Raw genomic sequence first — 25090 nt, 5'->3', positions numbered from 1 at the left:
GTTATAAGATTCCGGTTTCTATATTGTACAGAGCTGGATCAGCAATCATGATAGGGGAGTCGCTAACGGATGAAAAGGAATCTTCGCAGAAAGGCGAAAAAGAATTCTCCTTATCGGTAATATTTGTCTCACGGGACCAGTTGCGTGTTGTATCTATTTGAGAAAATTCAACTGCCCGTGTATAGTACTTTTTCATAAGAATACCTCCAAAAAACAAAAGTGCATATATATACATCATATGCACATTGTATGCATGAGTTCCAATATTTATGTCACGTCACATATACATATTAATCTAATTTCCCGATGGCGTCAACAAAAAATTCGAAAATTTTCGTTATTATTATAGAAAATCGCCCACTGCTGTGCTAAAATCAGGAGACAGAGGCAGGAACAACATAGCGATAGAGGTTCGGCAGGGAGCGAGGACGGATACATGAAGATACAGGAGACGGTGAGAAAGCCGATGATGGAAGCGAAATATCTGAATGTGGATAACACAGACAGGTACCGCCCAATCATCCGGCTTTTTTATTTGCAGTATGAGAAGCTGAAATATTGGCTGTATCAGGAAGAGGTGTATGCGGAACTGAAGGAGGATCCGTATTTCCAGGATTATACGCCGGAGCAGTGCCAGCAGGATCTTGCGGCTTTGACGGCGTGGGGTAATCTTTCGACGATTCAGGACACGAAGAAGGTTTCTACGATTGAGGAATTTAAGAATAAGAAGTTCCGGTATCAATTGTCAGAGGTTTGCGTGGAAATTGAGCGGATGATGATTCGTGTTGAAAATCTGTTTATTGAAAGTTCTTCGCTGGAACCGACACTTCTGGAAAGAATCTGTATGAATCTTCGGAGAATACCTGAGATTGCGAGGGAAAGCCAGGACAATATCTATATCTGGTGGAATGATCTGAACAATGATTTTATCCGGCTGAATCAGAATTACCAGGATTATATGAGGGAATTGAATAGTGTGAAGGCAGAAGAAATGATGAAGACGAAGGAGTTTCTTGTGTTTAAGGACCATTTGATTGAATATCTGAGGAATTTTGTGAGGAGCCTGCAGATGAATGTGTCGTCAATTGAACAGTGCTTAAAGGAAATGGACAGGGGGCAGCTGGAAGGGATTCTTACGGAAGTGGTGCAGTATGAGTTGGCGATTCCGCGGATAGATACGGAAATAACAGAAGAGATGATTACGGATAAGATAAATGGGCGCTGGGATAGTCTGGAAGAGTGGTTTGTGGGTGTGGATGGAAGGGAATCGGAGGCCTTGAAGGTTTTTGATACTACGAATGAGATTATCCGGAAGATTACCCGGTATGCATCGAGGATCAGTGAGCGCAGCAATGGCGGCGCCAATCGGCGGGAAGAGTACCGCAAGCTTGCAGTTATGTTTTCTAAGTGCCGGGATATTTACGAAGCGCACCGCCTGGCGGCATCGGTATTTGGCATTGAAAAGCCGCTGCATTTGAAAGGGATTCCGGGGCGGCAGACAGAAAGTATTAATAGCGGAGTGTTTGAGGAAGAGCCTTATGTGGTAACCGTGACGCCGAGAATCCGGACTTACAGGGAGAAGGCGATGAGAAGCGGGATTGTTGACCGTTCCAGAGAGAAGGAAGAGATGCGCCTTGCGGCAATCCGGAGAATGGAAGAGGAGCGGAAGCTTTTAAAGGGATATATCAGAGACGGAAGGCTTTCTTTTGCCGGGCTTCCTGAGATAGAGCCGCATGTAAGGGATGTATTTCTTTCCTGGCTGTCGAAGGCGCTGGAGAATAAGGAGCTGCGGGGAAAGACGGAAGACGGGCAGATCTATCACCTGGAACAGGAGAATCCCGGAGAAACCTGTATTTTGAAATCGCCGGATGGAAATCTTGAGATGCCGGCATATACGATTGTGTTTGAGGAGATGTTATGAGAACATTAGAAATATTGCTTGAGAGGCGGTGGATTTTAAAAAGCAGGGACAGAGAGCTGTACTACCAGATGAAGGACGAGCTGGGGACGGTGAAGAGATTTCTGATGGAGAAGCTTGGCTATCAGGTGATTGTGAATTCGTATCTGGTAAAGGTGGAGAAAATGCCGGCGAAGCCGGAGAATTGGATGGGGATTCTGGAATTCAACCGGAAGATTGAGTATGTTTTTCTGTGCCTGATATTGATGTTCCTGGAAGAGAAGGAGGCGGAGGAGCAGTTTGTGCTGTCGGAGCTTACGGAGTATGTTCAGGGACAATATCAGGAAGAGCAGATTGACTGGACGGTGTACCGTTACCGCAGGCATCTGGTTAAGGTGATTAAGTATTGCGTGGGCTGCGGGATGCTGAATGTGAATGATGGGAGTGAGGAGAGCTTTGCAAAGGATGATACCAGTGAGGTTCTCTATGAAAATACAGGGGTATCCCGGTATTTTATGAAGAATTTTACCCAGGATATTATGGGGTATTCCAGCCCGGAAGATTTTGAAAAGCAAGAGTGGATTGATGTGGATGAAGACCGGGGGATTGTAAGAAGGCAACGGGTTTACCGGAGACTTCTGATGACGATGGGAATGTATAAAAATGCGGAGACGGAAGAGGATTTTGCCTATGTGCGTAATTACCGCAATATGATTCAGGGAGATTTGGAAGAGTACCTGGATTGTGAGCTTCATGTGCACAGAACGAGTGCATTTCTCGTGTTGGGAGATGAGTGCAGGATGGGAAGATGTTTTCCGGAAGAAAATACGCTGTCAGATATTGTCATGTTAATCCATGGAATTATCGGAGAATGGATACGGGATGGAAGGATAGAACCCGGCGTACAGGAAGAAATCCGGCTGCCGCGGGAGAAGTTCCGGGAGATTCTGGAAAGCTGTAAGGAACGGTATGGGAAGGGATTTATTAAGACTTACAGAGATATGACCACCGGAGAATTCTGTGGAGAGGTGCAGGCCTATATGACAGAACTGGGGCTGATAGAGCAGGACAGACAGGATGTCAGAATTAGCACGGCTGCAGGGAAGATTGCCGGGCGGTATCCAAAAGATTTTCTGGAAAACGGAGGACGAGATGAATAGTAAATGGCAGATATACAGAGTGGGGCTTTTGGATTTCTGGTACTATGACGAGGAGGAATTCTATTTTCTAGATGGAAGGATGCTTCTGAGAGGGGCGAATGGTTCCGGGAAGTCCGTTACCATGCAGAGTTTTATTCCACTGCTTCTGGATGGAAATATGCGGCCGGAGCGCTTGGATCCTTTTGGCTCAAGGGCAAGAAAAATGGAGAATTACCTGTTGGAAGAAGGGGATGAGCGCCAGGAACGCACCGGTTATCTTTACATGGAGCTGAAACGCAGGGAGAGCGAAGAATTTCTTACGCTCGGGATTGGAATCAGGGCGAGGAAAAGCAAGAAGCTGGAATCCTGGTATTTCTGCCTGACGGACGGGCGGAGAGTGGGGAAGGATTTTTTCCTTTATAAGGAAGGCCAGAATAAGATTGCATGTACGAAGTTGGAGTTGCGCAACCGTATTGGCGACGGCGGGCAGGTGATGGATTCGCAGGGAGAGTATGCTCAGTGTGTGAACAGGCTTTTGTTTGGGTTTGAGACCATGGAAGAATATAAAGAGCTTTTGGATCTGTTGATTCAGCTCAGGACGCCGAAGCTTTCTAAGGATTTTAAGCCTACTGTGATAAATGAAATCTTAAGCAGTTCGCTGCAGACTCTGTCAGAGGATGATTTGCGTCCGATGTCGGAAGCGATTGAGAATATGGACAGCCTGAAGACGAATCTGGATACGCTGTATGATAGTATCCATGCGGCAGAGCAGATTGAAAAGGTATACAATCAATATAATGAGATTACCTTGTATGATAAATCGCTGCTATTTGTAAAAGCGGCGGAAGATTACCGGGGGCTTCAGAAAAAAGCGGAATCGCTGGAACAGGAGATGGCACGGTGCAGGGAGCAGAAGGAGCAGGAAGAACAGCGCTATACAGAACTGAAGCAGGAGCAGAAGATTTGCCTGCAGGAGAGAGAGTCCCTTGCGGACAGCGATGCGGCGAGGCTGAAGGAAAGGGAGCTGGAGATCCGCAGAGAGCTGGAAGGGACGAAGGAAGCCTTAAAGGAAAAGAAGCGGCAGGAGGAAGAAAAAAGGGAGAGATTCCTGGAAACAGAGCAGAAGCTTAAAGGACAGTCCCGGGAAAATGAGCTGCTCTGGCAATCCATTGAAGAAAGCTTGAAAGTTATGGAAGAAGAACTGGGTGAGATCCCATTTGATGATTTTTCCTTCATGCGGAAAGAACTGACGGACGCGAAGGGCGGCGCCTATTCTTTTGCTTCTCATATAGAGCTTTTGCGTACCTATATGCAGAGGGTAGAATCTGGCAAAATGGCGCTGGAGGAGGAAAAAGCCTGCCAGGAGAGATACAGCAGGTTTTTGCAGGAACTGGATGGCTATCAGGAAGAGAAGAACCGTGCGCAGCGGGAGGTCTTACAGTATGAAAATCTTCTGCATGAGACGAAGCAGGAGACGATTGAGAATATTTACCGGTGGGAAAAGGGAAATAAAGAGCTGCATTTGTCGGCGGGAACCCTGCAGAAAATGGCAAGGGCAATTGAACAGTATGATACGGAGACGGACTATTGGTCGGTGCGGGAGCTGGCGAATGGAGAATTTGAAGAGAAAACCCAGGAGATTTCTGCGGCGCTTATGGAAGCCGGACAGGAACTGAACGGGAAGAAGGCGGAGTACAGCGAGGCGTTGGCAGAGCTGGAGCAATGGAAGAACCAGAAAGAGCCGGAACCGGAAAGAAGTGAGGCGGTGGAAGAAAACCGCAGGCGTCTGCAGGAAAAAGGAGTCCCTTATCTGCAGTTTTATAAGGTGATTGATTTTGATAAGAGGCTGACGGAAGCGCAGAAAGCCAATCTGGAAGAAGCGCTTCTTCACATGGGAATTCTGGATGCGCTGATTATTCCGGAAGAATACAGGGAACAGGCGCTGTCTATGGGGGATGGCGTATGTGACCGTTACATTTTCGGCGATGTCTCCCATGTGCGGAACAATATCATGGATTGTCTGGACGTGGATAATGAAGAGGGCGATATCTTTCTTTATCAGCAGGTTTCCAGGATTCTTACAGCCATTGGATGGAAAAACGGTGAAGGAGAAGAGCGTGCGGAAGGTTCCTGGGTTGATGAAAATGGAAATTATGGTATGGGAATTGTGGAAGGAACCGTCACCGGCACCTATCAGCCTTGTTTTATTGGCACTTTGGCAAGAGAGAGGTATCAGCAGCAGAAAATACAGGAATTGGAAGAAATGTGCCGGAAGCTGGAGGCGGAAATACGGCAGGCAGAAGAAGAGCTGGCAGGAATCCGGAGGCGGAAGGAAGCCCTGGAGGCAGAGTGGAAAGCATTTCCTAAAGAGCAGGATCTTAAGACGGCGGCAAAAGAGCTGGAAAGAAAACAGTCTGTGCTGGAGGATATAGAACGCAAGGTTAAAAGGCAGAAGGAACTTGTTGAGACGGAGCGCCGGGCGTTGGATGAAGTGCGGCTGAAGGTGCAGGAGGCATGCCGGAAATGTTACCTTACGCCGAGGCTGGATGTGTTCCGGAAAGCCATGGAATCGCTGGCTGCTTATAGAGAAGAGCTGACAGGGCTTCAGATTACTTACGGCAAGTATACCAATGGGATTGCATTTTCCAGGGTGCAGGAGAATTATCTGGAAGAAATTGATAAAGATCTGGACGATATCCGTTATGATTTCAATCGGACGGCGCAGAAGGAAAGAGAGGCCGAAAAGAGCCTGGCATCCGTTCTTGCCCAGCTTGCGCTGACAGATTATGAAAAAATCCGGGAACGGCTGGAGTATTGTGTGGGGCGGCTGGAAAAGCTTCCTTCAGAGATTGAGGCTTCTGTTACGCGTAAGTCGGAGCTTAAGTCTATGGAGGGGCAGCTTCTGGAGAAGCGGACAGAGACGGAGATTGCTGCCGGGAAGGCAAGAGAGACGAAAGAGCGGTTGGAGCGTGCCTTTGAGCTGGAATACCGGCTGGGCTATGTGGAGAGTCGATTCGGGGAGGATGACGCGGAGATCCTGGCGAAGAAGCTGTGCAGTATGCTTGCCGGAAGGTTCGGAAGTAAGAAGCAGAGCGAGATATTAGAGAATCTCCAGGGAGCGTATCATCAGAACCGCGGATATCTGCTGGAATACCAGATTACACTGCATACGTTATTTGAAGAGCTGGACAGTGAGACAGGCGTTTTTGATACAGGGATGCGGCGGATTGACATTGGCGCCAAATACCGGGGCGTGCCTGTGAAGTTTAAAGAATTGATTGCCGGGATGCGTGAAGATGCGCAGATTCAGCAAAGATTGCTGAGTGATAAGGATAGAGAGCTGTTTGAAGATATTCTGGCGAATACAATCAGTAAAAAAATCAGGGGGAAAATCCAGGCGAGCAAGCGCTGGGTGGAAAAGATGAATACCCTCATGGAGTCCATGAAGACTTCCAGCGGGCTTACCTTAAGCCTTCGTTGGAAGAACAAGCGCGCAGACAAGGAGGAGCAGCTGGACACCAGGGAACTGGTGGAACTGTTACAGAAAGATACGGAAATCATGCGTCTGGAAGAAGCAGAGCAGCTTTCGAGACATTTCCGCTCTAAGATAGAGGAAGCGCGGAAAGCGTCGAATGATTCGGGCAATGTGCAGTCGTTCCATGCAGTGATGCGGGAAGTGCTGGATTACCGCCAGTGGTTTGAATTCCAGTTGGAATGCCAGAAAACCGGAGAGAAGAAGAAAGAATTGACAGACCGGGTATTTTTTACCTTCAGCGGCGGTGAGAAGGCGATGGCTATGTATGTGCCGCTTTTTTCGGCAGTTGTAGCGAAATATGCGGGGGCCAGAAAAGACGCGCCCCGCTTGATTTCACTGGATGAAGCGTTTGCAGGGGTAGACGAGATGAATATCCGGGATATGTTCCGGCTAATGGTAGAATTTGACTTTAACTTCATGATTAATTCCCAGATCTTGTGGGGAGATTATGATACGGTGCCGGGATTGGCAATCCATCAATTGCTGCGCCCGGAGAACATAAAGTATGTTACGGTCATCCGTTATGTATGGAATGGGAAAATAAAAAGCATGGTAACGGAGAAGGATTTGCAGCATGGATAAAAGGAATGAAAGCGCTGTGTTGGAAGAGTGCGTGGCATATTTTAAAGCCCGCCCTGTTTATGAAAAGTTGTTTCGAAAGGTGCGGGATAAATACGGAAGCCTGGGGCATATGGGAGGCACGATTGTGCTTGCCGGCCTTGACAGGGAGGAAAGGAATCAGCTGAGCGGTTTTTTCCAGAAAGATTATGCTGAAAATAAGAGTATCACCATTTCTGCGGGAGCTATGGAAAAATGCCTGCAGGACAGCAGGTTTTCAGAGATAACATGGGAAGAAATTCTGGAAGCATATTTTGGAGAGCCGCTGACAGTAAAGAAAGAAGAACGGCAGAAGCAAAGCGAAAAAAGGAAGGATTTCTTTGGCAAACTGCTTTCCGGGTACCCGGAGGGAGAGGGGAAGGATTGGCTGGAGAGCGTGTTGAGAGAGCGGAAGGAGGGCTATCTGCTGATTATGCAGCTGTATCGGGAAAGCCCGGAGAAGCTTTCAGATGTCCTGGGATATGTGATGAAGGCAGATACATGCCTGCCCGAGAAGTCAGAGAGGAAGAAGCCGGAATTTCTGGCAGTATTTGCCTCGAAGGTTACAGGCAATCCTCATTATTTTGATGACGGCCGTGTGGGCGGGAAACTTTTGTCTGCTTATTTGAAAGAGCGTTTTGGGAAGAGCAGGCCAAAGGAAGTTTCCCGGGCAGAGTATCAATACAGTGTTTATTATGAAGCGGGGATTTTGAAAGACGGGGTGTCAAATGACGTGCTTGCCTATGGAATCCATGGGTACAGGGCGGACGGGACTGTTCATATGGGATTGGAAGGCTTTTTGGAAAATCAGGAGCCGGTGAAATTGACGCTTCAGACAATCGGGAACCTTGAAAGGATAGAAGGGCAGGCCGGAATGGTCTATGTGGTGGAAAATCCCACGGTGTTTTCTGTTCTGGTTAGTGAATTCCCTAAGGGTACTTTTCTTTGTGGGAATGGTCAGCTCAGGCTGGCGGTTCTCGCCCTGATGGATAAATTCCCGGAGGAGACGGTGTTTTGGTACGCCGGGGATTTTGACCCGGAGGGGCTTTTGATTGCACAGCGGCTGAAGGAACGGTATCAGGAACGCCTGCAATTATGGAATTATTGCGTGCCGTGGTATGAGAAACATCTGTCAGAAGTAAGGCTGGATGCTGGAAGGGTGAAGAAGCTGGAACGTGTCCGCATCAGTGAGCTTCAGGAAATGAAAGAAGCAATCGGCAGAGAAAGGAAAGCGGCATACCAGGAAGCGATGATTGAGAAACTGTGTCTCTCACTAAAAAGGCACAGTGTCGGACATGAGTAAATTTTATACAAAAACAGACCGCTTTCAGGCGGAAATTGTACAATTAATGGAAAAAATCTTTTTGTGGTTGATAAGGGTTTTTTTTCATGCTAGAATGGACGATGTTAGATGTATGAAAAGATAGTTATACAGGAGAAGAGTATATGAATGAAAGTGAACGAACGAGAAAAATAGAAGAAACACAGATAGATCTGATAGAAGTGTTTCATTTATTTCTGCGTAAATGGTGGCTGATTATCGGATGTCTGGTTCTTGGAGTGCTGGTGTCGGGGCTTTATACCAAGCTTTTGATAACGCCCCAGTATTCTGCTACATCTACGATTTATGTTTTGTCCAAGACGACCAGTATCACGTCTGTGACTGATTTACAGCTTGGCACACAGCTGACGGCGGATTTTCAGATGCTTGCTAAGAGCCGAACTGTGGTGAACGAAGTAATTGAAACATCGGGGATGGATTTGACCTACTCGGAGCTGGTATCCCGTATGAACGTGGAAAATCCTTCAGAGACACATATGCTGAAGCTTACAGTAACCGATCCGGATCCTGCGACGGCAGCAAAGCTTTCTAATGCCTACGCTGAGGTTATGACGGAGCAGGTTGCGGATATTATGAATACGGATAAGCCTAATATTGCAGAGAGAGCGGTAGAACCCACAAGTCCTGCAAGCCCGAATTTTCAGAAGAATGTGCTGATGGGCGGTCTGGCAGGCGCAGCGCTGGCGTGTCTGCTTATTCTGGTTCAGTATCTGATGAATGACACGATCCAGACGGAAGAAGATGTGCGAAAATATCTCGGTTTACATACACTTGCAGCGATGCCGCTGGAAAAGAGGCGTAAATAGTTGGGTGATAGAATACGCAAGATATTGATGGGTGTTTTTTCGCTGATTGCTGTGCTCTGCGGTGCATATCTTATTTGGTATTATATCTGGATGCCCCGGGAAAATATGGGGACAGCAGAAGAGTATGAAGAGTATAAGATAGAAAGTAATGAGGAGACACCGGAAGCGGCGGAGCCTGTGGAAATTCCTATTGATTTTGCTTCGCTCCAGGCGCAGAATCCGGAAGTGTGTGCATGGATAAGAATAGAAGATACACATATTGATTATCCAATCGTCCAAAGCAGAACGGATGAAGAATTCTATCTGGAGCATTCCTGGGAAGGAAATTATTCTCCGGCGGGGGCTATTTTTATACAGACGTATAATGCGGCTGATTTTACGGATTATAATACAGTGATTTATGGACATAGAATGGGAAATGGCAATGAGACGATGTTTCACGATGTCCACAATTATATGGATATGGATTACCTAAAGAGCCATCAGAATATAACGGTTTATACAAGAGACCATATACGGAGCTATAAAGTGTTTGCAGCGGTGGTATATGATGATAGACTGATTCCGGTTTCCTTTGATTTCTCGGCGGAATCAGGACGGCAGGCATTTCTGGATTCCCTATATGCATCTGAGGATGTGCGGAATCAATTTGCGGAAGGTGTGGAGGTTACGCCAGAGGATCGGATTATTACACTGAGTACCTGCCTGGAGTCGGAACCGCATCACAGATTTTTGTTAGGGGCAGTGTTAGTGGATGAAAAGTAAAAATATACTTCTGGTTTTATTGGGGCTGGTTTGCCTGGCGTTGTTGTGTGGTGTCGGCTACACGGTCTATCAGGGAAAAGAAAGTCAGAAGGAGCCGGCGGAAGAAAAGGATTATCAGGAAGAATATCTTACGTATAATGGCAAGAAGTATAAGAGGAATCCGGATATCTATACGGTGCTTTTTATGGGTGTAGATAAGGAAGCGCAGGCAGAGGTTGGAAATCAGCCTGGTGATGCGGGACAGACAGATAGCCTGAATCTGTTGGTAATGAACCGTGAAACCAAAGAAGGGAAGATCATACAGATTTCCAGGGATACGGTAGTAGATTTGGATATTTACGATACCAATAATGAGCTGCTGATGACGACAGAAGGGCAGATCGCGCTCCAGTATGCGTTTGGTGACGGAAAGAACCGGAGCTGCCGTCTGACGGGTGAGCGTGTGAGCGAGCTGCTGGGAGGAATAGAAGTGGATTCCTATATAGCGTTGTCGCTGGATGGGATTGCGGCTGCGACGGATGTTATCGGCGGCGTGACGCTTACGGTTCCGGAGGATTATACGGAGATTGACCCGGCGTTTTATGCGGGCGCCGAAGTTACGCTGGATGGTGGGATGGCGGAAAAATATGTGCGGAGCAGAGACGTGCAGAGCCTGGACAGCAATAATCAGCGAATGGAACGACAGTCTCAATTTATGGGAGCGCTGATACAGAAAATGAGGAATCTTTCTCTGGAAAAAGAGGAATATGTATCTATGTATCAGGAGATAGAACCTTATGTAACTACGAACATGACAGCGGATGAATTGGCAGATCTTGCGGAATATAAATATGCAGAGGACATGCTGGAGCTTCCGGGAGAGGTGACAGAAAAGGACGGGTATGCGCAATTTGTTGTTAATGCGGAAGAAATGAAAACAATTCTTGTAAAATACTTTTACAAAGAAGTATAAAAGTGTTATATTATAAAGTAGTACAGCAAAAAATGATTTTGTGATGATGATGTGTAGGGAGGAAATAAAAATGAAAGCAAAATTAACAAGAATAATGGCGCTGACAATGGCGGTTGTGATGTGTTTGGGAATGTCCGTATGCGCGGCAGACAGCCCGAGCGGAAGCACTGTATTCCGTGTACGCGGTGTTGCGCGTGCCCTGGATGCAAACGGACAGGATGTTACCAGTAAGATTTCTCTGGTAGATACGGATGATTCTTCAATACCGGAAGAATATCAGGCACCGGCGGCTGAGATCAGGACAGAAGACGGCCTGAAAAATGCTATGGGTTCAGATTGGAATGCGAATATGATTGTTACGGATGTCAAATATACAAAGGCAGAGGGCGATGTTGAGTTCCCGGTAACGATGACGGTTAATATGCCCGGCGTTACAGAGGGAAGCAAGGTGTATGTACTTTGCTGGAACGGAAGTGCCTGGGAGAAGTTAGCAGTGACGGTAGGAAACGGAACGGTTACATTTACAATTAACAGCGCATCTTTGCTGGCATTTGTAGTAGATAAGACAACTTTATCTACGACTACTGTTTCTCCGAAGACAAGCGCTTCTTCATCAACGGCGATTGCGTTGATGGGAATCGTTGCGGTAGTTGCTTTGTGCGGACTGAAGAAAAAATCTGTATTAAGATAGTCTGAGTGGATTAGAAAGAAAACTCTTCTGGGAGACTTCTCCGTGAGAAGAGTTTTTTTTGGAAGGAAACCTCATTATGAAATTAGTAGATATTCATTGTCATCTGATTCCCAGAGTAGATGATGGACCGGAGACGGTGGAAGAGGCAGGAAAAGTGCTCGCCGCCATGTATGATGAGGGTGTGCGCGTCGCAATTGCAACTCCTCATTACCGGCCGCATATGTTTGAAGCTCCGGCGGAGCGAATAGAAAAGTATTATCAGCTTATGAAGAAGGCGGCGGAAGCGAAAGGGATTCGTCTGTATCTGGGGTGTGAATTTTACCGGTATGCAGAGATGGCCGCAGATATTGAGGCTGGGAAACATCCGTTGATGGCGGGTTCGGATTATGTTTTGATAGAATTCGCTCCGGATGATACCTTCCTGACGATACGAAATCATATATATGAGCTTGTTGCGCGGGGCTATAATCCGATTGTTGCGCACATAGAAAGATATGACTGCTGCAGGATGCCGGATCTTGTGCAGGAACTAAGAGAATTAGGAGCTTATATTCAGGTGAATGCAGGGGCGGTTCTGGGAGGCAGCGGCAGAAAGACAAAGAAATATATAAAAGGTCTTATGGATGAGGATTTGGTGGATTTCATTGCGTCGGACGCACATGACGGAAAAAGAAGAAAGCCGAATTTGGGAAAGTGCTCCGCATATGTGGAGCGCAGATATGGACGGGAGTATGTCCACAGGGTTTTTGTGAAAAACCCGCTTAATATTATTAAAGCAGGAGAGGGTTATGAAAAAGGCAAAGATTGAAATTCGACAAATGGCATATGCAACAAGAGAGGCGTTGAAGACATTGCGTACCAATGTTCAATTTTGTGGGGATGATAAAAGAGTAATCCTTGTGACGAGCTGCGTGCCGGGAGAAGGAAAGACCCGGAGTGCGATTGAGCTTGCATATACGTTCGCAGAGTTGAATAAACCGGTACTTCTGATTGATGCGGATATGCGCAAATCGGTGATGGTTTCCAGACTTCAGATTCAGGGCGTGGAACAAGGATTGTCCCATTTCCTGTCCGGACAGTGTTCTCTTGCGGATATTGTGATAGAAACAAATGTGCCGAAGATGCATGTAATGCTTGCCGGACCACTGGTTCCGAATCCTACGGAACTGTTGTCTACAAAGCGTTTCCGCAGTATGATAGAGTCACTGCGTAAAGTTTATGAATACATTATTATTGATTCTCCGCCGCTTGGTATGGTAATTGATGCTGCGATTATTGCGAAGAATTGCGACGGTGCAATCATGGTGGTAGAATCTGCGAAGACGAAATACCGTTTGGCGCAGAATGTAAAAGAGAAGCTGGAGAATGCAGGATGTACCGTTATGGGAGTTGTCCTGAATAAGGTGGACCGCAAAAAACAGGGCGGCTATTACAATAAATATTACGGCGCCAGTTATGGTAAGAAAGGATACGGAGAGTATTACCGGTACGAGCCGGAAGAGAAAGAATAGAAGAAGAGAAAAGGCTTGACTTCATTGTGGGTATTATGATATAGTATTGTGGCGATGGAAGTAGGTCTTTTTTTTATGCCTAAAATCCGGCAGCCCTGCAAGCTGTCGGGAGTAACACGTTAATATTACAAATATGAAGCGAGGTGGAAGTTGTGCGTACTAGAATTACATTAGAATGTACAGAATGCAAGCAGCGTAACTACAACATGACCAAGGATAAGAAAAAACATCCGGAACGCATGGAAACCAAGAAGTACTGTAGATTCTGTAAATCACACACATTGCACAAAGAAACGAAATAGTCGTCAAGAAGGAGTGTGAATTTCATGAGTGATCAGAAGACTCAGAAAAAAAGCTGGTTCAAAGGAATGAAGGCAGAATTTAAGAAAGTCATTTGGCCAGATAAAGTGACACTTGCAAAGCAGACAACGGCAGTAGTTTCTGTGACTGTAGCAGTAGGAGTGATTATTGCAATCGTTGATTTCCTGGTGCAGTACGGTGTAGATTTATTAGTAAGATAACTGATAAACTGCATGCAAGAAAGGTGATTTTATGTCAGAGGCAAAATGGTATGTAGTTCATACCTATTCAGGGTATGAAAACAAGGTGAAAGCGAACATTGATAAGACAATTGAGAACAGACATCTGGAAGATCAGATTCTGGAAGTGCGTGTTCCGATGCAGGATGTCGTGGAATTGAAAAACGGCGTTCAGAAGGCGACACAGAAGAAGATGTTTCCCGGTTATGTGCTGATCCATATGTTTATGAATGATGACACATGGTATGTGGTGCGTAATACAAGAGGTGTGACAGGATTTGTCGGACCAGGCTCCAAGCCGGTTCCGCTTACGGATGCGGAAATGGCCGGACTGGGTATCAGACAGGAGGACATTGTTGTGGATTATGAAATCGGAGATACTATCCAGGTGATTTCCGGTGCATGGGCAGATACTGTCGGCACTATCCAGACAATGAATATGCAAAAGCAGAGTCTTACAATCAATGTTGAGCTATTTGGCCGCGAAACGCCAGTGGAATTAAGTTTCGCTGAAGTGAAAAAAATGTAACAGATTCAAAAGTGGGAGGGGCGTGTATGACGTTCCCGACATTACCACAAGGAGGTAATTAGACATGGCAAAAAAAGTAGAAGGTTATATTAAATTGCAGATTCCTGCCGGCAAGGCAACTCCGGCTCCGCCGGTTGGTCCTGCACTTGGACAGCATGGCGTGAATATCGTTGAATTTACAAAGCAGTTTAATGCAAGAACCGCAGATCAGGGTGATATGATTATCCCTGTAGTTATCACGGTTTATAATGACAGAAGTTTCAGCTTCATTACAAAGACACCACCGGCAGCAGTTTTGATTAAGAAGGCCTGCAAGATTAAATCCGGTTCAGGCGTTCCGAATAAGAAAAAGGTTGCAACAATTACGAAAGCTCAGCTGCAGGAAATCGCTGAGACAAAGATGCCGGATCTTAACGCGGCAAGCGTAGAAGCGGCAATGAGTATGATTGCAGGTACTTGCCGTTCTATGGGAGTAACTGTAGTTGATTAGGAGACCGGGAGCAACTGAATTTTAATGAAGCAAAAAGTGGGAGGGTTATCCCGACATTACCACAAGGAGGTATTTTTTAATGAAACGAGGAAAGAAATATATTGAGGCTGCTAAAACGATTGACAGAGGAACTCTTTATGATAGAGATGAAGCAGTTGCATTAGTGAAGAAAACAGCAGTAGCTAAATTTGATGAAACAATTGAAGCTCATATCAGAACAGGCTGTGATGGACGCCACGCTGACCAGCAGATCCGTGGAGCGGTTGTACTGCCGCACGGAACGGGTAAGAAGGTTCGTATCCTGGTATTTGCGAAGGATGCCAAGGCAGATGAAGCAAAGGCAGCAGGAGCAGATTACGTTGGAGGAATGGAACTGATCGAGAAGATCCAGAAGGAAAACTGGTTTGAATTTGACGTTGTAGTTGCTACACCAGACATGATGGGTGTTGTAGGACGTATCGGTCGTGTACTTGGACCAAAAGGACTTATGCCGAACCCGAAGGCCGGTACTGTAACGATGGACGTAACAAAGGCGATTCAGGAGATCAAAGCTGGTAAGATTGAGTACAGACTTGATAAGACAAATATTATTCATGTGCCGGTAGGTAAAGCATCCTTTACCGAAGAGCAGCTTGCAGACAACTTCCAGACGCTTATCGATGCGATTAATAAAGCCAGACCAGCAGCAGTAAAGGGCCAGTTCTTAAAGAGCGTGGTACTTACTTCTACCATGGGACCGGGAGTGAAGATTAATCCGGCTAAATTAGGCTAATAACATCGAATAGAATAAAAGGGGTATTGGGCTTTGGCCTGATACTCCTTTTTTAGGTAACGGTTCAGCCATAAGCCGGATTGTGGGTGAATCATGCTTGCATGAATGAACACACGATCCGGTTTATGAGCGGAGCGCCATTTTATGAGCAAAAATAGCTGCATAGTAGCGGAGAAACATCGTAGATGCGTTTTGCGAATGGCGCGGGCGGAACTGTTACTTTTTAAACAAATTTTTTATTCTAAAAATATTGACATGTATTGAAAAGTATGCTATTTTAATCAAGTAACTGCCGAAGACAGTAGGTGCTGTAAAAGCGTAAGGATAGAAACGCCTACCGAGGAAGGATAGATTTGATACAATGTGTATGAATTTATGAGCCTCTGCGTCTTTGGATGCAGAGGCTTTTAATGATATAGGAAATTTCTTCGAATTTCCTATATCATTAAAAACTCCGCGGGATGCGCACGATGTGCAAAGGAAGGCTGCTTGCAGCAGCCGCACATCGGCGCCGCAAAGCGGAGCAAGTCCCGCAAGGATTGAGGGATACAGGGTGTTCGAAGCGGACCTGTCCGCTTTGTTCTATCTATCGGCGGTGCGAAAACCAAAATCTAACAAGGAGGTGCACCATTCGTGGCAAAAGTTGAATTAAAACAACCTATCGTACAGGCTATTGTAGATGATATTCAGGGCGCACAGTCAATCGTGCTGGTTGATTACCGTGGACTGACGGTTGCTCAGGATACAGAGCTTCGTAAACAGTTAAGAGAAGCGGGAATCATTTACAAGGTTTGTAAAAACACAATGATGAAGAGAGCTTTTGAAGGAACTGAGTTCGCTGCTTTAGACGAGCACTTGGAAGGACCGAGCGCAATTGCGATTTCTAAGGATGACGCGACAGCTCCGGCAAGAATTATTTGCAAATTTGCAAAAGATGCGAAGGCTCTTGAATTAAAAGCTGGTGTGGTTGAAGGCGTGGCATATGACGCAGAAGCTCTTGGAGAGATTGCAAAGATTCCGTCAAGAGAAGAACTTCTGTCCAAATTGCTTGGAAGCTTACAGTCACCAATTACCAATCTTGCTCGTGTACTTAATCAGATTGCAGAGCAGGGAGGCGCTCCGGCCGCAGCAGAAGAAGCTCCGGCAGAGGAAGCAGCAGAGGCTCCGGCAACAGAGGAGTAGGAATAGTTATCAAATAAAATAATTGAAAAATGGAGGAAAATAAAATGGCTAAATTAACAACAGCAGAATTTATTGAAGCTATCAAAGAGTTATCTGTATTAGAGTTAAATGACTTAGTAAAAGCATGTGAAGAAGAATTTGGTGTATCTGCAGCAGCAGGCGTTGTAGTTGCAGCAGCAGCTGGAGATGGAGCTGCTGCAGCAGAAGAGAAAGATGAGTTTGACGTAGAATTAGTTGCAGCAGGCGCTTCTAAAGTAAAAGTAATCAAGGCTGTACGTGAGATTACAGGACTTGGTCTGAAGGAAGCTAAGGAATTAGTAGACGGAGCACCGAAGGTAGTAAAAGAAGGTGTTTCTAAGGCAGAAGCAGAAGAAATCAAGGCTAAGCTTGAAGGCGAAGGCGCAGAAGTTAACCTTAAATAATTCTGAATGGAATGTGAATTGTGAAATGAGTGGAAGGAACCCCATGTATGTGGGGTTCCTTTTGTGATTGAAATGGGTAAATCTGGGAATACTTTTCATTGAGGGACACCCCTGCGTTCAATTGGGTACAGGGTAAAAGTTAATTCAAGACGTAGTAAAGTGTCACTTTACTACGTCTTGAATTAACTTTTTGCTTGACAAATTTCTTGACTTTGTGGTATAGTTGATAGTACGCTATTATGGCATTATAGGCCATAAAAACGTGAGTAAATCTGGGAAATATGAAGGTTTCTTCGGTAAAACCTTACAAAAAATATACAAGGAGTGAAACGTCATATGGAGAAAAACAGAATTCGTCCTATCAAAAGCGGAAAAAGCTCACGCATGAGCTATTCCAGACAAAAAGAAGTGCTTCAGATGCCTAATTTGATTGAAGTCCAGAAAGATTCCTACCAGTGGTTCCTGGATGAAGGATTAAAAGAAGTATTTGATGACATTTCTCCGATTAGCGATTACAGCGGTCATTTGAGCCTGGAATTTGTGGATTTTACCTTGTGTGAAGATGATGTGAAGTACACGATTGAAGAGTGTAAAGAGCGTGACGCGACGTATGCGGCGCCGCTGAAGGTGAGGGTAAGACTTCACAACAAAGAAACAGACGAGATCAATGAGCATGAGATCTTTATGGGTGACCTGCCGTTGATGACGGCGACTGGTACGTTTGTGATTAACGGTGCGGAACGTGTTATTGTAAGCCAGTTGGTTCGTTCGCCCGGCATTTATTATGCAATTGCGCATGACAAACTTGGAAAAAGGCTTTTTTCATCTACCGTTATTCCGAACCGTGGCGCATGGTTGGAATATGAGACAGACTCCAATGACGTTTTTTATGTTCGTGTAGACAGAACAAGAAAGGTGCCGATTACTGTGCTGATCCGTGCGCTTGGTATCGGTACGAATCCTGAAATCATTGAATTATTCGGCGAGGAGCCGAAGATTCTGGCAAGCTTTGAAAAGGATGCTGCCACCAATTATCAGGAAGGACTTCTGGAATTATATAAGAAAATACGTCCGGGCGAGCCGCTTGCCGTAGACAGTGCAGAAAGCTTGATTACAAGTATGTTCTTTGACCCGAGACGTTATGATCTGGCGAAGGTCGGACGTTATAAGTTTAATAAGAAGCTGGCCCTTAAAAACCGAATTACTGGTCAGGTTCTTGCTGAAGATGTGGCAAGCCCGCTTACCGGCGAAGTGATTGCTGAAAAAGGGACGAAGATTACCAGAGAAATTGCGGACGCGATTCAGAATGCGGCTGCTCCTTTCGTGTGGATTGAGCGTGAGGAAGAAGAGAGAAATATTAAAGTTCTTTCTAACATGATGGTGGATCTTCAGGCAATTGTTGATATTGACCCGAAGGAAGTAGGGGTTACGGAACAGGTATATTATCCGGTTCTTGCAGGAATTTTGGAGGAATCTGCCGGAGATGTGGATGAGCTGAAGCGTTTGATCCGCAGGGATCTCCACGACCTGATTCCGAAACATATAACGAAGGAAGACATTTTGGCTTCTGTAAACTATAATATTCATTTGGAATATGGCCTGGGAAATGATGACGATATTGACCATTTGGGCAATCGGCGTATTCGTTCTGTCGGTGAGCTTCTTCAGAACCAGTACAGAATCGGTCTGTCAAGACTGGAGAGGGTTGTCCGTGAGCGTATGACAACACAGGATCTGGAGGGAATTTCCCCGCAGTCCCTGATTAATATTAAGCCGGTTACGGCGGCGGTGAAGGAGTTCTTTGGTTCTTCCCAGCTGTCACAGTTCATGGATCAGAACAATCCGCTGGGTGAGCTGACACACAAGAGACGTCTTTCCGCCCTTGGCCCCGGCGGTCTGTCAAGAGATCGTGCCGGATTCGAGGTTCGAGACGTTCACTATTCTCATTATGGAAGAATGTGCCCGATTGAGACGCCTGAAGGTCCGAATATCGGTTTGATTAACTCTCTGGCGTGCTATGCGAGAATTAACCAGTATGGTTTCGTAGAAGCTCCGTACCGCAAGATTAATCATGACGATCCAAAGAACCCGGTGGTAACAGAAGAAGTAGTGTACATGACTGCTGACGAAGAAGATAATTACCATGTGGCACAGGCGAATGAGCCGTTGGATGAGGAAGGACATTTCATCCATAAGAATGTATCCGGTCGTTACCGTGAAGAGACGCAGGAATATGAGAGAACCATGTTTGATTACATGGACGTGTCTCCGAAGATGGTGTTCTCTGTGGCTACAGCATTGATTCCTTTCCTGGAAAATGACGATGCGAACCGTGCGCTGATGGGATCCAACATGCAGCGTCAGGCGGTACCGCTTATGCTGACGGAAGCTCCGGTAGTAGGAACAGGTATGGAAGAAAAATCAGCAGTGGACTCCGGCGTCTGCATCATTGCAGAAGCGGGCGGTATTGTTGAGCGTTCTACTTCTACGGAAATTACGATTCGTCAGGATGATAAATCGTTGAAGAAATATAAATTAACCAAGTTCCTCCGCAGTAATCAGAGTAACTGCTACAACCAGAGGCCGATTGTCTTTAAAGGAGACCGGGTGGAAGCAGGGCAGGTAATTGCAGACGGACCATCTACTTCTAACGGAGAGATGGCGCTTGGCAAGAACCCGTTGATTGGTTTTATGACGTGGGAAGGCTATAACTACGAGGATGCAGTTCTTTTGAGTGAGAGACTGGTCCGCGATGATGTATATACTTCTATTCATATTGAAGAGTATGAAGCAGAAGCACGTGATACCAAGCTTGGGCCGGAGGAAATTACAAGAGATATTCCGGGTGTCGGCGATGATGCGCTGAAGAATCTGGACGACAGGGGAATTATCCGCATTGGTGCGGAGGTTCGTGCCGGAGATATTCTGGTGGGTAAGGTTACTCCGAAGGGAGAGACAGAGCTTACGGCAGAAGAAAGGCTTCTCCGTGCAATCTTTGGTGAGAAGGCGCGTGAAGTCAGAGATACTTCTTTGAAAGTACCTCACGGTGAGTATGGTATTGTTGTAGATGCGAAGGTATTTACCAGAGAAAATGGTGATGAACTTTCTCCGGGCGTAAACCAGTGCGTGCGCATTTACATTGCCCAGAAAAGAAAGATTTCCGTGGGTGATAAGATGGCGGGACGTCACGGTAACAAGGGTGTTGTTTCCCGTGTGCTTCCTGTTGAGGATATGCCGTTCCTGCCCAATGGACGTCCGCTGGATATTGTTCTGAACCCATTGGGTGTACCTTCACGTATGAATATCGGACAGGTGTTGGAGATCCATCTGTCACTGGCAGCAAAAGCATTAGGATTTAACATTGCAACGCCGGTATTTGACGGCGCTGATGAAAATGATATTATGGATACGCTGGATTTGGCGAATGACTACGTAAATCTGGAGTGGGAAGAGTTTGAGAAGCGGCATAAGGAAGAACTTCTTCCGGAGGTTATGCAGTATTTGTATGACAACCGGGATCACAGGGAGCTGTGGAAGGGAGTACCGCTTTCAAGGGATGGTAAAGTCCGCCTGCGTGACGGTCGTACCGGAGAGTATTTCGACAGTCCGGTAACCATTGGACACATGCATTACCTGAAGCTGCATCATCTGGTAGACGATAAGATCCATGCCCGTTCTACCGGACCATATTCACTGGTAACGCAGCAGCCTCTGGGTGGAAAAGCCCAGTTCGGCGGACAGCGTTTCGGAGAGATGGAAGTTTGGGCGTTGGAAGCGTATGGTGCATCCTACACGCTGCAGGAGATCCTGACGATCAAATCTGACGATGTGACCGGACGTGTGAAGACTTATGAAGCGATTATTAAGGGCGAGAACATCCCTGAACCGGGAATTCCGGAATCCTTCAAGGTGCTTCTTAAGGAATTGCAGTCACTGGGTCTGGATGTACGTGTGCTCCGTGATGATAATACAGAAGTGGAGATTATGGAGACGGTTGACATGGGTGAGACAGATTTCCATTCTCTGATTGAAGGAGACAGACACTATTCCGATGATGAGAACTTCGGAGAGCATGGCTATACAGCTCAGGAATTCGAGGGAGAGGAACTTGTTGACGTAGATGAGCCGGACGACGATGAATTTGACGAATTCGATGAGCCGGACGATGATGATTTCATGATTGAATTTGATGAATTGTCAGATGATGAATAGGAAGGGGTGCCAGTATGCCAAATACTAATGAACAAACATATCAGCCAATGACGTTTGATGCAATCAAAATCGGGTTGGCATCACCTGAAAAAGTATTAGAGTGGTCCAGAGGCGAGGTAACGAAGCCGGAGACTATTAACTATAGAACATTGAAGCCGGAGAAGGACGGTCTTTACTGTGAGAGGATTTTCGGTCCAAGCAAGGACTGGGAATGCCATTGTGGTAAATATAAGAAAATCCGTTATAAGGGCGTAGTCTGCGATCGATGCGGTGTAGAAGTAACAAAGTCAAGTGTAAGACGTGAGCGTATGGGGCATATTGCCCTTGCAGCTCCGGTGTCACATATCTGGTACTTCAAGGGGATTCCCAGCCGTATGGGACTGATTCTGGATCTTTCTCCGCGAACACTGGAGAAGGTGCTGTATTTTGCGTCTTATATCGTGCTGGATAAGGGCGACACGGATTTACAGTACAAACAGGTATTGTCTGAGCAGGAGTATCAGGAAGCAAGAGAGAAATGGGGCAGCAGCTTCCGTGTAGGTATGGGCGCTGAATCCATCAAAGAGCTTCTGGAAGCCATTGACCTTGATAAAGAATACGAAGAACTTCAGGCAGGACTGGAAGGCGCGACCGGACAGAAACGCGCGCGAATCGTGAAGCGTCTGGAAGTGGTGGAAGCTTTCCGTGAATCCGGAAATAAGCCGGAATGGATGATTATGACGAATATCCCGGTGATTCCGCCGGATCTTCGTCCGATGGTCCAGCTTGACGGCGGACGTTTTGCAACCTCTGACCTGAATGATCTGTACAGAAGAATTATTAATAGAAATAACCGTCTGAAACGCCTGCTTGAGCTTGGCGCGCCGGATATTATCGTAAGAAATGAAAAGAGAATGCTGCAGGAGGCAGTGGACGCCCTGATTGACAACGGACGCCGCGGCCGTCCGGTAACAGGACCCGGAAACAGAGCGCTGAAATCCCTTTCTGATATGCTGAAGGGTAAATCCGGACGTTTCCGTCAGAACTTGCTGGGTAAGCGTGTTGACTATTCCGGACGTTCGGTTATTGTCGTGGGACCGGAGCTTAAGATTTATCAGTGCGGCCTTCCGAAAGAGATGGCGCTTGAGCTGTTCAAGCCTTTTGTTATGAAAGAGCTGGTGCAGAATGGAATTGCGCACAATATTAAAAATGCGAAGAAGATGGTGGAGAGATGGCAGCCGGAGGTATGGGATGTGCTGGAGGATGTTATCAAAGAGCATCCGGTTATGCTGAACCGTGCCCCTACGCTCCACAGACTTGGTATTCAGGCATTTGAGCCCATCCTTGTAGAAGGTAAGGCGATTAAGCTTCATCCATTGGTATGTACGGCTTACAATGCAGACTTTGACGGAGACCAGATGGCTGTACATCTTCCTCTTTCCGTTGAGGCACAGGCAGAATGCCGTTTCCTGCTTCTGTCACCGAATAACCTTCTGAAGCCTTCTGACGGAGGACCGGTTGCCGTTCCTTCTCAGGATATGGTGCTTGGTATTTATTATCTGACACAGGAGAGGCCGGGAGCACTTGGCGAGGGTAAGATATTTAAGAGCGTGAATGAAGCGATTCTTGCATATGAAAACGAGGCGCTGACTCTGCATTCCCGGATTAAAGTCCGTGTGTCTAAGACCATGCCGGATGGAACTGTGAAGACAGGAACGGTAGAATCTACGCTGGGACGGTTCATTTTCAATGAAATCATTCCGCAGGATCTGGGATTCGTAGACCGTGAAGTGGAAGGCAATGAGCTTCTTCCGGAAATTGATTTCCATGTAGGAAAGAAACAGCTGAAGAAGATCCTTGAGAAAGTAATCAATACCCACGGTGCGACGAAGACGGCGGAAGTGCTGGATGCTATTAAGGCAACCGGTTATAAGTACTCCACAAGGGCGGCTATGACCGTATCTATCTCGGATATGACGGTACCGCCGCAGAAACCGGAAATGATTGCGAAGGCACAGGAAACTGTAGACAGGATTACGAGAAACTATAAGCGTGGTCTGATTACGGAAGAAGAGCGTTACAAAGAAGTTGTAGAAACCTGGAAGGCAACAGATGATGCCCTGACAGAGGCGCTGCTTTCCGGTTTGGATAAATATAACAATATTTTCATGATGGCAGATTCAGGAGCCCGTGGCTCTGACAAACAGATTAAACAGCTTGCAGGTATGCGTGGATTGATGGCGGATACGACCGGACGTACTATTGAGTTGCCAATTAAGTCCAATTTCCGTGAAGGTTTGGACGTATTGGAATACTTTATGTCTGCGCACGGAGCACGAAAAGGTCTGTCAGATACGGCTCTGCGTACTGCCGATTCCGGATACCTGACCAGACGAATGGTTGATGTTTCCCAGCACGTGATTATTCATGATGTTGACTGCCGTAAAGATGGGAAAGAAATCCCCGGAATGTATGTTGAGGCATTCATGGATGGAAATGAAGAGATTGAAAGCCTTCAGGAACGTATTACAGGACGCTTCCTGTGCGAGGATATTCATGATAAAGACGGTAATGTTATCGTAAAAGCAAATCATATGGTTACTCCAAAACGTGCGGAGAGAATTATGAAATATGGTGTGGATGAAAATGGAGAAACGCCGAAGAAGATTAAGATCCGTACCATCCTTACCTGTAAATCGCATAACGGCGTGTGCGCGAAGTGCTACGGAGCTAACATGGCGACCGGAGAGCCGGTACAGGTGGGCGAGGCTGTTGGTATTATCGCGGCACAGTCCATTGGCGAGCCGGGTACACAGCTTACCATGAGAACCTTCCATACGGGCGGTGTTGCCGGTGATGATATTACACAGGGTCTTCCCCGTGTCGAGGAGCTTTTTGAGGCGAGAAAGCCGAAGGGACTTGCAATCATTACGGAAATCAGCGGTGTTGCGTCAATTAACGATACAAAGAAGAAGCGCGAGATTATTGTGACCAATAATGAGACCGGCGAATCTAAGGCTTATCTGATTCCATATGGTTCCAGAATCAAGATTATGGACGGAGCGGTTCTGGCAGCGGGCGATGAGCTGACAGAGGGTAGTGTAAATCCGCATGATCTGTTGAAGATTAAGGGACTGCGCGCGGTGCAGGATTATATGCTGCGTGAGGTTCAGAGAGTTTACCGTCTTCAGGGTGTTGATATTAACGATAAGCATATCGAGGTGCTTGTACGTCAGATGCTGAAGAAGATTCATATTGAAGAAGCCGGAGATTCCGGATTCCTTCCGGGAACAATGGTAGATATTCTGGAATTTGAGGATAAGAATGAAGAACTGGAAGCAGAAGGACTTACGCCTGCAACCGGATCACAGGTAATGCTTGGTATAACCAAAGCGTCTCTTGCAACGAATTCCTTCCTGTCAGCAGCATCCTTCCAGGAGACTACGAAAGTTCTGACAGAAGCAGCTATCAAGGGCAAGGTTGACCATCTGGTAGGAATGAAGGAGAATGTTATTATCGGTAAGCCGATTCCGGCAGGTACGGGTATGAGAAAGTACCGTGATGTGAAGCTGGATACGGAATTGGATATGGATGATGAATTGTCCTTTGATGAAGAGATCGAGATGCCTGATGCTGAAGAAGTAGTAGAAATAGAAGAATAGAATCAATAGGGTATGATTAAGATATGCCGGAAAATTACAGTCTTTATGACAGAAATTTTCCGGCATAT

Annotated in this window: 20 protein-coding genes and 1 other annotated feature; of the genes, 19 read left to right on the top strand and 1 reads right to left on the bottom strand. The window is 46.4% G+C overall.

The window, feature by feature from the left end:
• Position 1 precedes the first annotated feature (1 nt).
• A complete protein-coding gene (locus OCV99_RS10345) occupies positions 2-196 on the bottom strand; it encodes a hypothetical protein (protein WP_158370376.1) in 195 nt (64 codons plus the stop codon).
• A 240-nt stretch (positions 197-436) separates the two neighbouring features.
• On the opposite strand from OCV99_RS10345, the gene OCV99_RS10340 reads away from it, so the two are divergent.
• The 19 genes from OCV99_RS10340 (at position 437) to rpoC (ending at position 25022) form a co-directional block, all read left to right on the top strand.
• The gene (locus tag OCV99_RS10340; protein WP_158370374.1) at positions 437-1921 is read left to right on the top strand and encodes a TIGR02677 family protein; all 1485 of its coding nucleotides are present in this window, start codon (positions 437-439) and stop codon (positions 1919-1921) included.
• Positions 1918-3057 (top strand): TIGR02678 family protein, encoded by a 1140-nt coding sequence (locus OCV99_RS10335; protein ID WP_158370372.1) that lies wholly within the window; start codon positions 1918-1920, stop codon positions 3055-3057. The genes OCV99_RS10340 and OCV99_RS10335 overlap by 4 nt, the downstream gene beginning before the upstream one ends.
• A complete protein-coding gene (locus OCV99_RS10330) occupies positions 3050-7153 on the top strand; it encodes a TIGR02680 family protein (protein WP_158370428.1) in 4104 nt (1367 codons plus the stop codon). The genes OCV99_RS10335 and OCV99_RS10330 overlap by 8 nt, the downstream gene beginning before the upstream one ends.
• A complete protein-coding gene (locus OCV99_RS10325; RefSeq protein WP_158370370.1) occupies positions 7146-8471 on the top strand; it encodes a TIGR02679 domain-containing protein in 1326 nt (441 codons plus the stop codon). Before OCV99_RS10330 ends, OCV99_RS10325 begins: the two co-directional genes overlap by 8 nt.
• A 143-nt stretch (positions 8472-8614) precedes the next feature.
• On the top strand, positions 8615-9316 hold the full coding sequence (locus tag OCV99_RS10320; protein ID WP_158370368.1) for a YveK family protein: 702 nt from the start codon (positions 8615-8617) through the stop codon (positions 9314-9316).
• Entirely contained in the window at positions 9317-10081 is a 765-nt protein-coding gene (gene srtB, locus OCV99_RS10315; RefSeq protein ID WP_158370366.1) for a class B sortase, read from the top strand.
• Positions 10071-11033 (top strand): LCP family protein, encoded by a 963-nt coding sequence (locus OCV99_RS10310; protein ID WP_158370364.1) that lies wholly within the window; start codon positions 10071-10073, stop codon positions 11031-11033. Before srtB ends, OCV99_RS10310 begins: the two co-directional genes overlap by 11 nt.
• A 70-nt stretch (positions 11034-11103) precedes the next feature.
• The gene (locus tag OCV99_RS10305) at positions 11104-11724 is read left to right on the top strand and encodes a hypothetical protein (protein ID WP_158370362.1); all 621 of its coding nucleotides are present in this window, start codon (positions 11104-11106) and stop codon (positions 11722-11724) included.
• Positions 11725-11800: 76 nt separating this feature from the next.
• Positions 11801-12532 (top strand): CpsB/CapC family capsule biosynthesis tyrosine phosphatase, encoded by a 732-nt coding sequence (locus tag OCV99_RS10300; protein ID WP_158370360.1) that lies wholly within the window; start codon positions 11801-11803, stop codon positions 12530-12532.
• Positions 12513-13235 carry a CpsD/CapB family tyrosine-protein kinase gene (locus tag OCV99_RS10295; protein WP_158370358.1) on the top strand — a complete coding sequence of 241 codons (723 nt, stop codon included), beginning with the start codon at positions 12513-12515 and terminating at the stop codon, positions 13233-13235. Before OCV99_RS10300 ends, OCV99_RS10295 begins: the two co-directional genes overlap by 20 nt.
• A gap of 152 nt (positions 13236-13387) precedes the next feature.
• On the top strand, positions 13388-13537 hold the full coding sequence (gene rpmG / locus OCV99_RS10290; RefSeq protein WP_158370356.1) for a 50S ribosomal protein L33: 150 nt from the start codon (positions 13388-13390) through the stop codon (positions 13535-13537).
• A gap of 24 nt (positions 13538-13561) precedes the next feature.
• Positions 13562-13756 carry a preprotein translocase subunit SecE gene (gene secE, locus OCV99_RS10285; protein WP_158370354.1) on the top strand — a complete coding sequence of 65 codons (195 nt, stop codon included), beginning with the start codon at positions 13562-13564 and terminating at the stop codon, positions 13754-13756.
• A gap of 31 nt (positions 13757-13787) precedes the next feature.
• A complete protein-coding gene (gene nusG, locus OCV99_RS10280) occupies positions 13788-14303 on the top strand; it encodes a transcription termination/antitermination protein NusG (protein WP_158370352.1) in 516 nt (171 codons plus the stop codon).
• A gap of 64 nt (positions 14304-14367) precedes the next feature.
• The gene (rplK, locus tag OCV99_RS10275; RefSeq protein WP_158370350.1) at positions 14368-14793 is read left to right on the top strand and encodes a 50S ribosomal protein L11; all 426 of its coding nucleotides are present in this window, start codon (positions 14368-14370) and stop codon (positions 14791-14793) included.
• Positions 14794-14872: 79 nt separating this feature from the next.
• Positions 14873-15565, top strand: coding sequence for a 50S ribosomal protein L1 (rplA, locus tag OCV99_RS10270; protein WP_158370348.1), 693 nt, complete (start codon positions 14873-14875; stop codon positions 15563-15565).
• A 274-nt stretch (positions 15566-15839) separates the two neighbouring features.
• Positions 15840-15984, top strand: a sequence feature (ribosomal protein L10 leader region).
• Positions 15985-16198: 214 nt separating this feature from the next.
• Positions 16199-16747, top strand: coding sequence for a 50S ribosomal protein L10 (gene rplJ / locus OCV99_RS10265; RefSeq protein ID WP_158370346.1), 549 nt, complete (start codon positions 16199-16201; stop codon positions 16745-16747).
• Positions 16748-16791: 44 nt separating this feature from the next.
• The gene (gene rplL / locus OCV99_RS10260; protein WP_158370344.1) at positions 16792-17169 is read left to right on the top strand and encodes a 50S ribosomal protein L7/L12; all 378 of its coding nucleotides are present in this window, start codon (positions 16792-16794) and stop codon (positions 17167-17169) included.
• Between the two features lie 336 nt (positions 17170-17505).
• On the top strand, positions 17506-21381 hold the full coding sequence (rpoB, locus tag OCV99_RS10255; RefSeq protein ID WP_158370342.1) for a DNA-directed RNA polymerase subunit beta: 3876 nt from the start codon (positions 17506-17508) through the stop codon (positions 21379-21381).
• Between the two features lie 14 nt (positions 21382-21395).
• Positions 21396-25022, top strand: coding sequence for a DNA-directed RNA polymerase subunit beta' (gene rpoC, locus OCV99_RS10250; protein WP_158370340.1), 3627 nt, complete (start codon positions 21396-21398; stop codon positions 25020-25022).
• Positions 25023-25090 lie beyond the last annotated feature (68 nt).

The organism is Dorea acetigenes, assembly GCF_025567385.1.
Lineage (GTDB): Bacteria > Bacillota > Clostridia > Lachnospirales > Lachnospiraceae > Claveliimonas > Claveliimonas acetigenes.
The sequence above is the reverse complement of the archived record's forward strand: the minus strand, read 5'-3'. Positions and strand labels throughout refer to the sequence as shown.

Bases quoted from the DNA above. Each gene is read 5' to 3' on its own strand.
- OCV99_RS10345 (WP_158370376.1), bottom strand. From the start codon at position 196: ATGAAAAAGTACTATACACGGGCAGTTGAATTTTCTCAAATAGATACA.
- OCV99_RS10340 (WP_158370374.1), top strand. From the start codon at position 437: ATGAAGATACAGGAGACGGTGAGAAAGCCGATGATGGAAGCGAAATAT.
- OCV99_RS10335 (WP_158370372.1), top strand. From the start codon at position 1,918: ATGAGAACATTAGAAATATTGCTTGAGAGGCGGTGGATTTTAAAAAGC.
- OCV99_RS10330 (WP_158370428.1), top strand. From the start codon at position 3,050: ATGAATAGTAAATGGCAGATATACAGAGTGGGGCTTTTGGATTTCTGG.
- OCV99_RS10325 (WP_158370370.1), top strand. From the start codon at position 7,146: ATGGATAAAAGGAATGAAAGCGCTGTGTTGGAAGAGTGCGTGGCATAT.
- OCV99_RS10320 (WP_158370368.1), top strand. From the start codon at position 8,615: ATGAATGAAAGTGAACGAACGAGAAAAATAGAAGAAACACAGATAGAT.
- OCV99_RS10310 (WP_158370364.1), top strand. From the start codon at position 10,071: ATGAAAAGTAAAAATATACTTCTGGTTTTATTGGGGCTGGTTTGCCTG.
- OCV99_RS10305 (WP_158370362.1), top strand. From the start codon at position 11,104: ATGAAAGCAAAATTAACAAGAATAATGGCGCTGACAATGGCGGTTGTG.
- OCV99_RS10300 (WP_158370360.1), top strand. From the start codon at position 11,801: ATGAAATTAGTAGATATTCATTGTCATCTGATTCCCAGAGTAGATGAT.
- OCV99_RS10295 (WP_158370358.1), top strand. From the start codon at position 12,513: ATGAAAAAGGCAAAGATTGAAATTCGACAAATGGCATATGCAACAAGA.
- secE (WP_158370354.1), top strand. From the start codon at position 13,562: ATGAGTGATCAGAAGACTCAGAAAAAAAGCTGGTTCAAAGGAATGAAG.
- nusG (WP_158370352.1), top strand. From the start codon at position 13,788: ATGTCAGAGGCAAAATGGTATGTAGTTCATACCTATTCAGGGTATGAA.
- rplK (WP_158370350.1), top strand. From the start codon at position 14,368: ATGGCAAAAAAAGTAGAAGGTTATATTAAATTGCAGATTCCTGCCGGC.
- rplA (WP_158370348.1), top strand. From the start codon at position 14,873: ATGAAACGAGGAAAGAAATATATTGAGGCTGCTAAAACGATTGACAGA.
- rplL (WP_158370344.1), top strand. From the start codon at position 16,792: ATGGCTAAATTAACAACAGCAGAATTTATTGAAGCTATCAAAGAGTTA.
- rpoB (WP_158370342.1), top strand. From the start codon at position 17,506: ATGGAGAAAAACAGAATTCGTCCTATCAAAAGCGGAAAAAGCTCACGC.
- rpoC (WP_158370340.1), top strand. From the start codon at position 21,396: ATGCCAAATACTAATGAACAAACATATCAGCCAATGACGTTTGATGCA.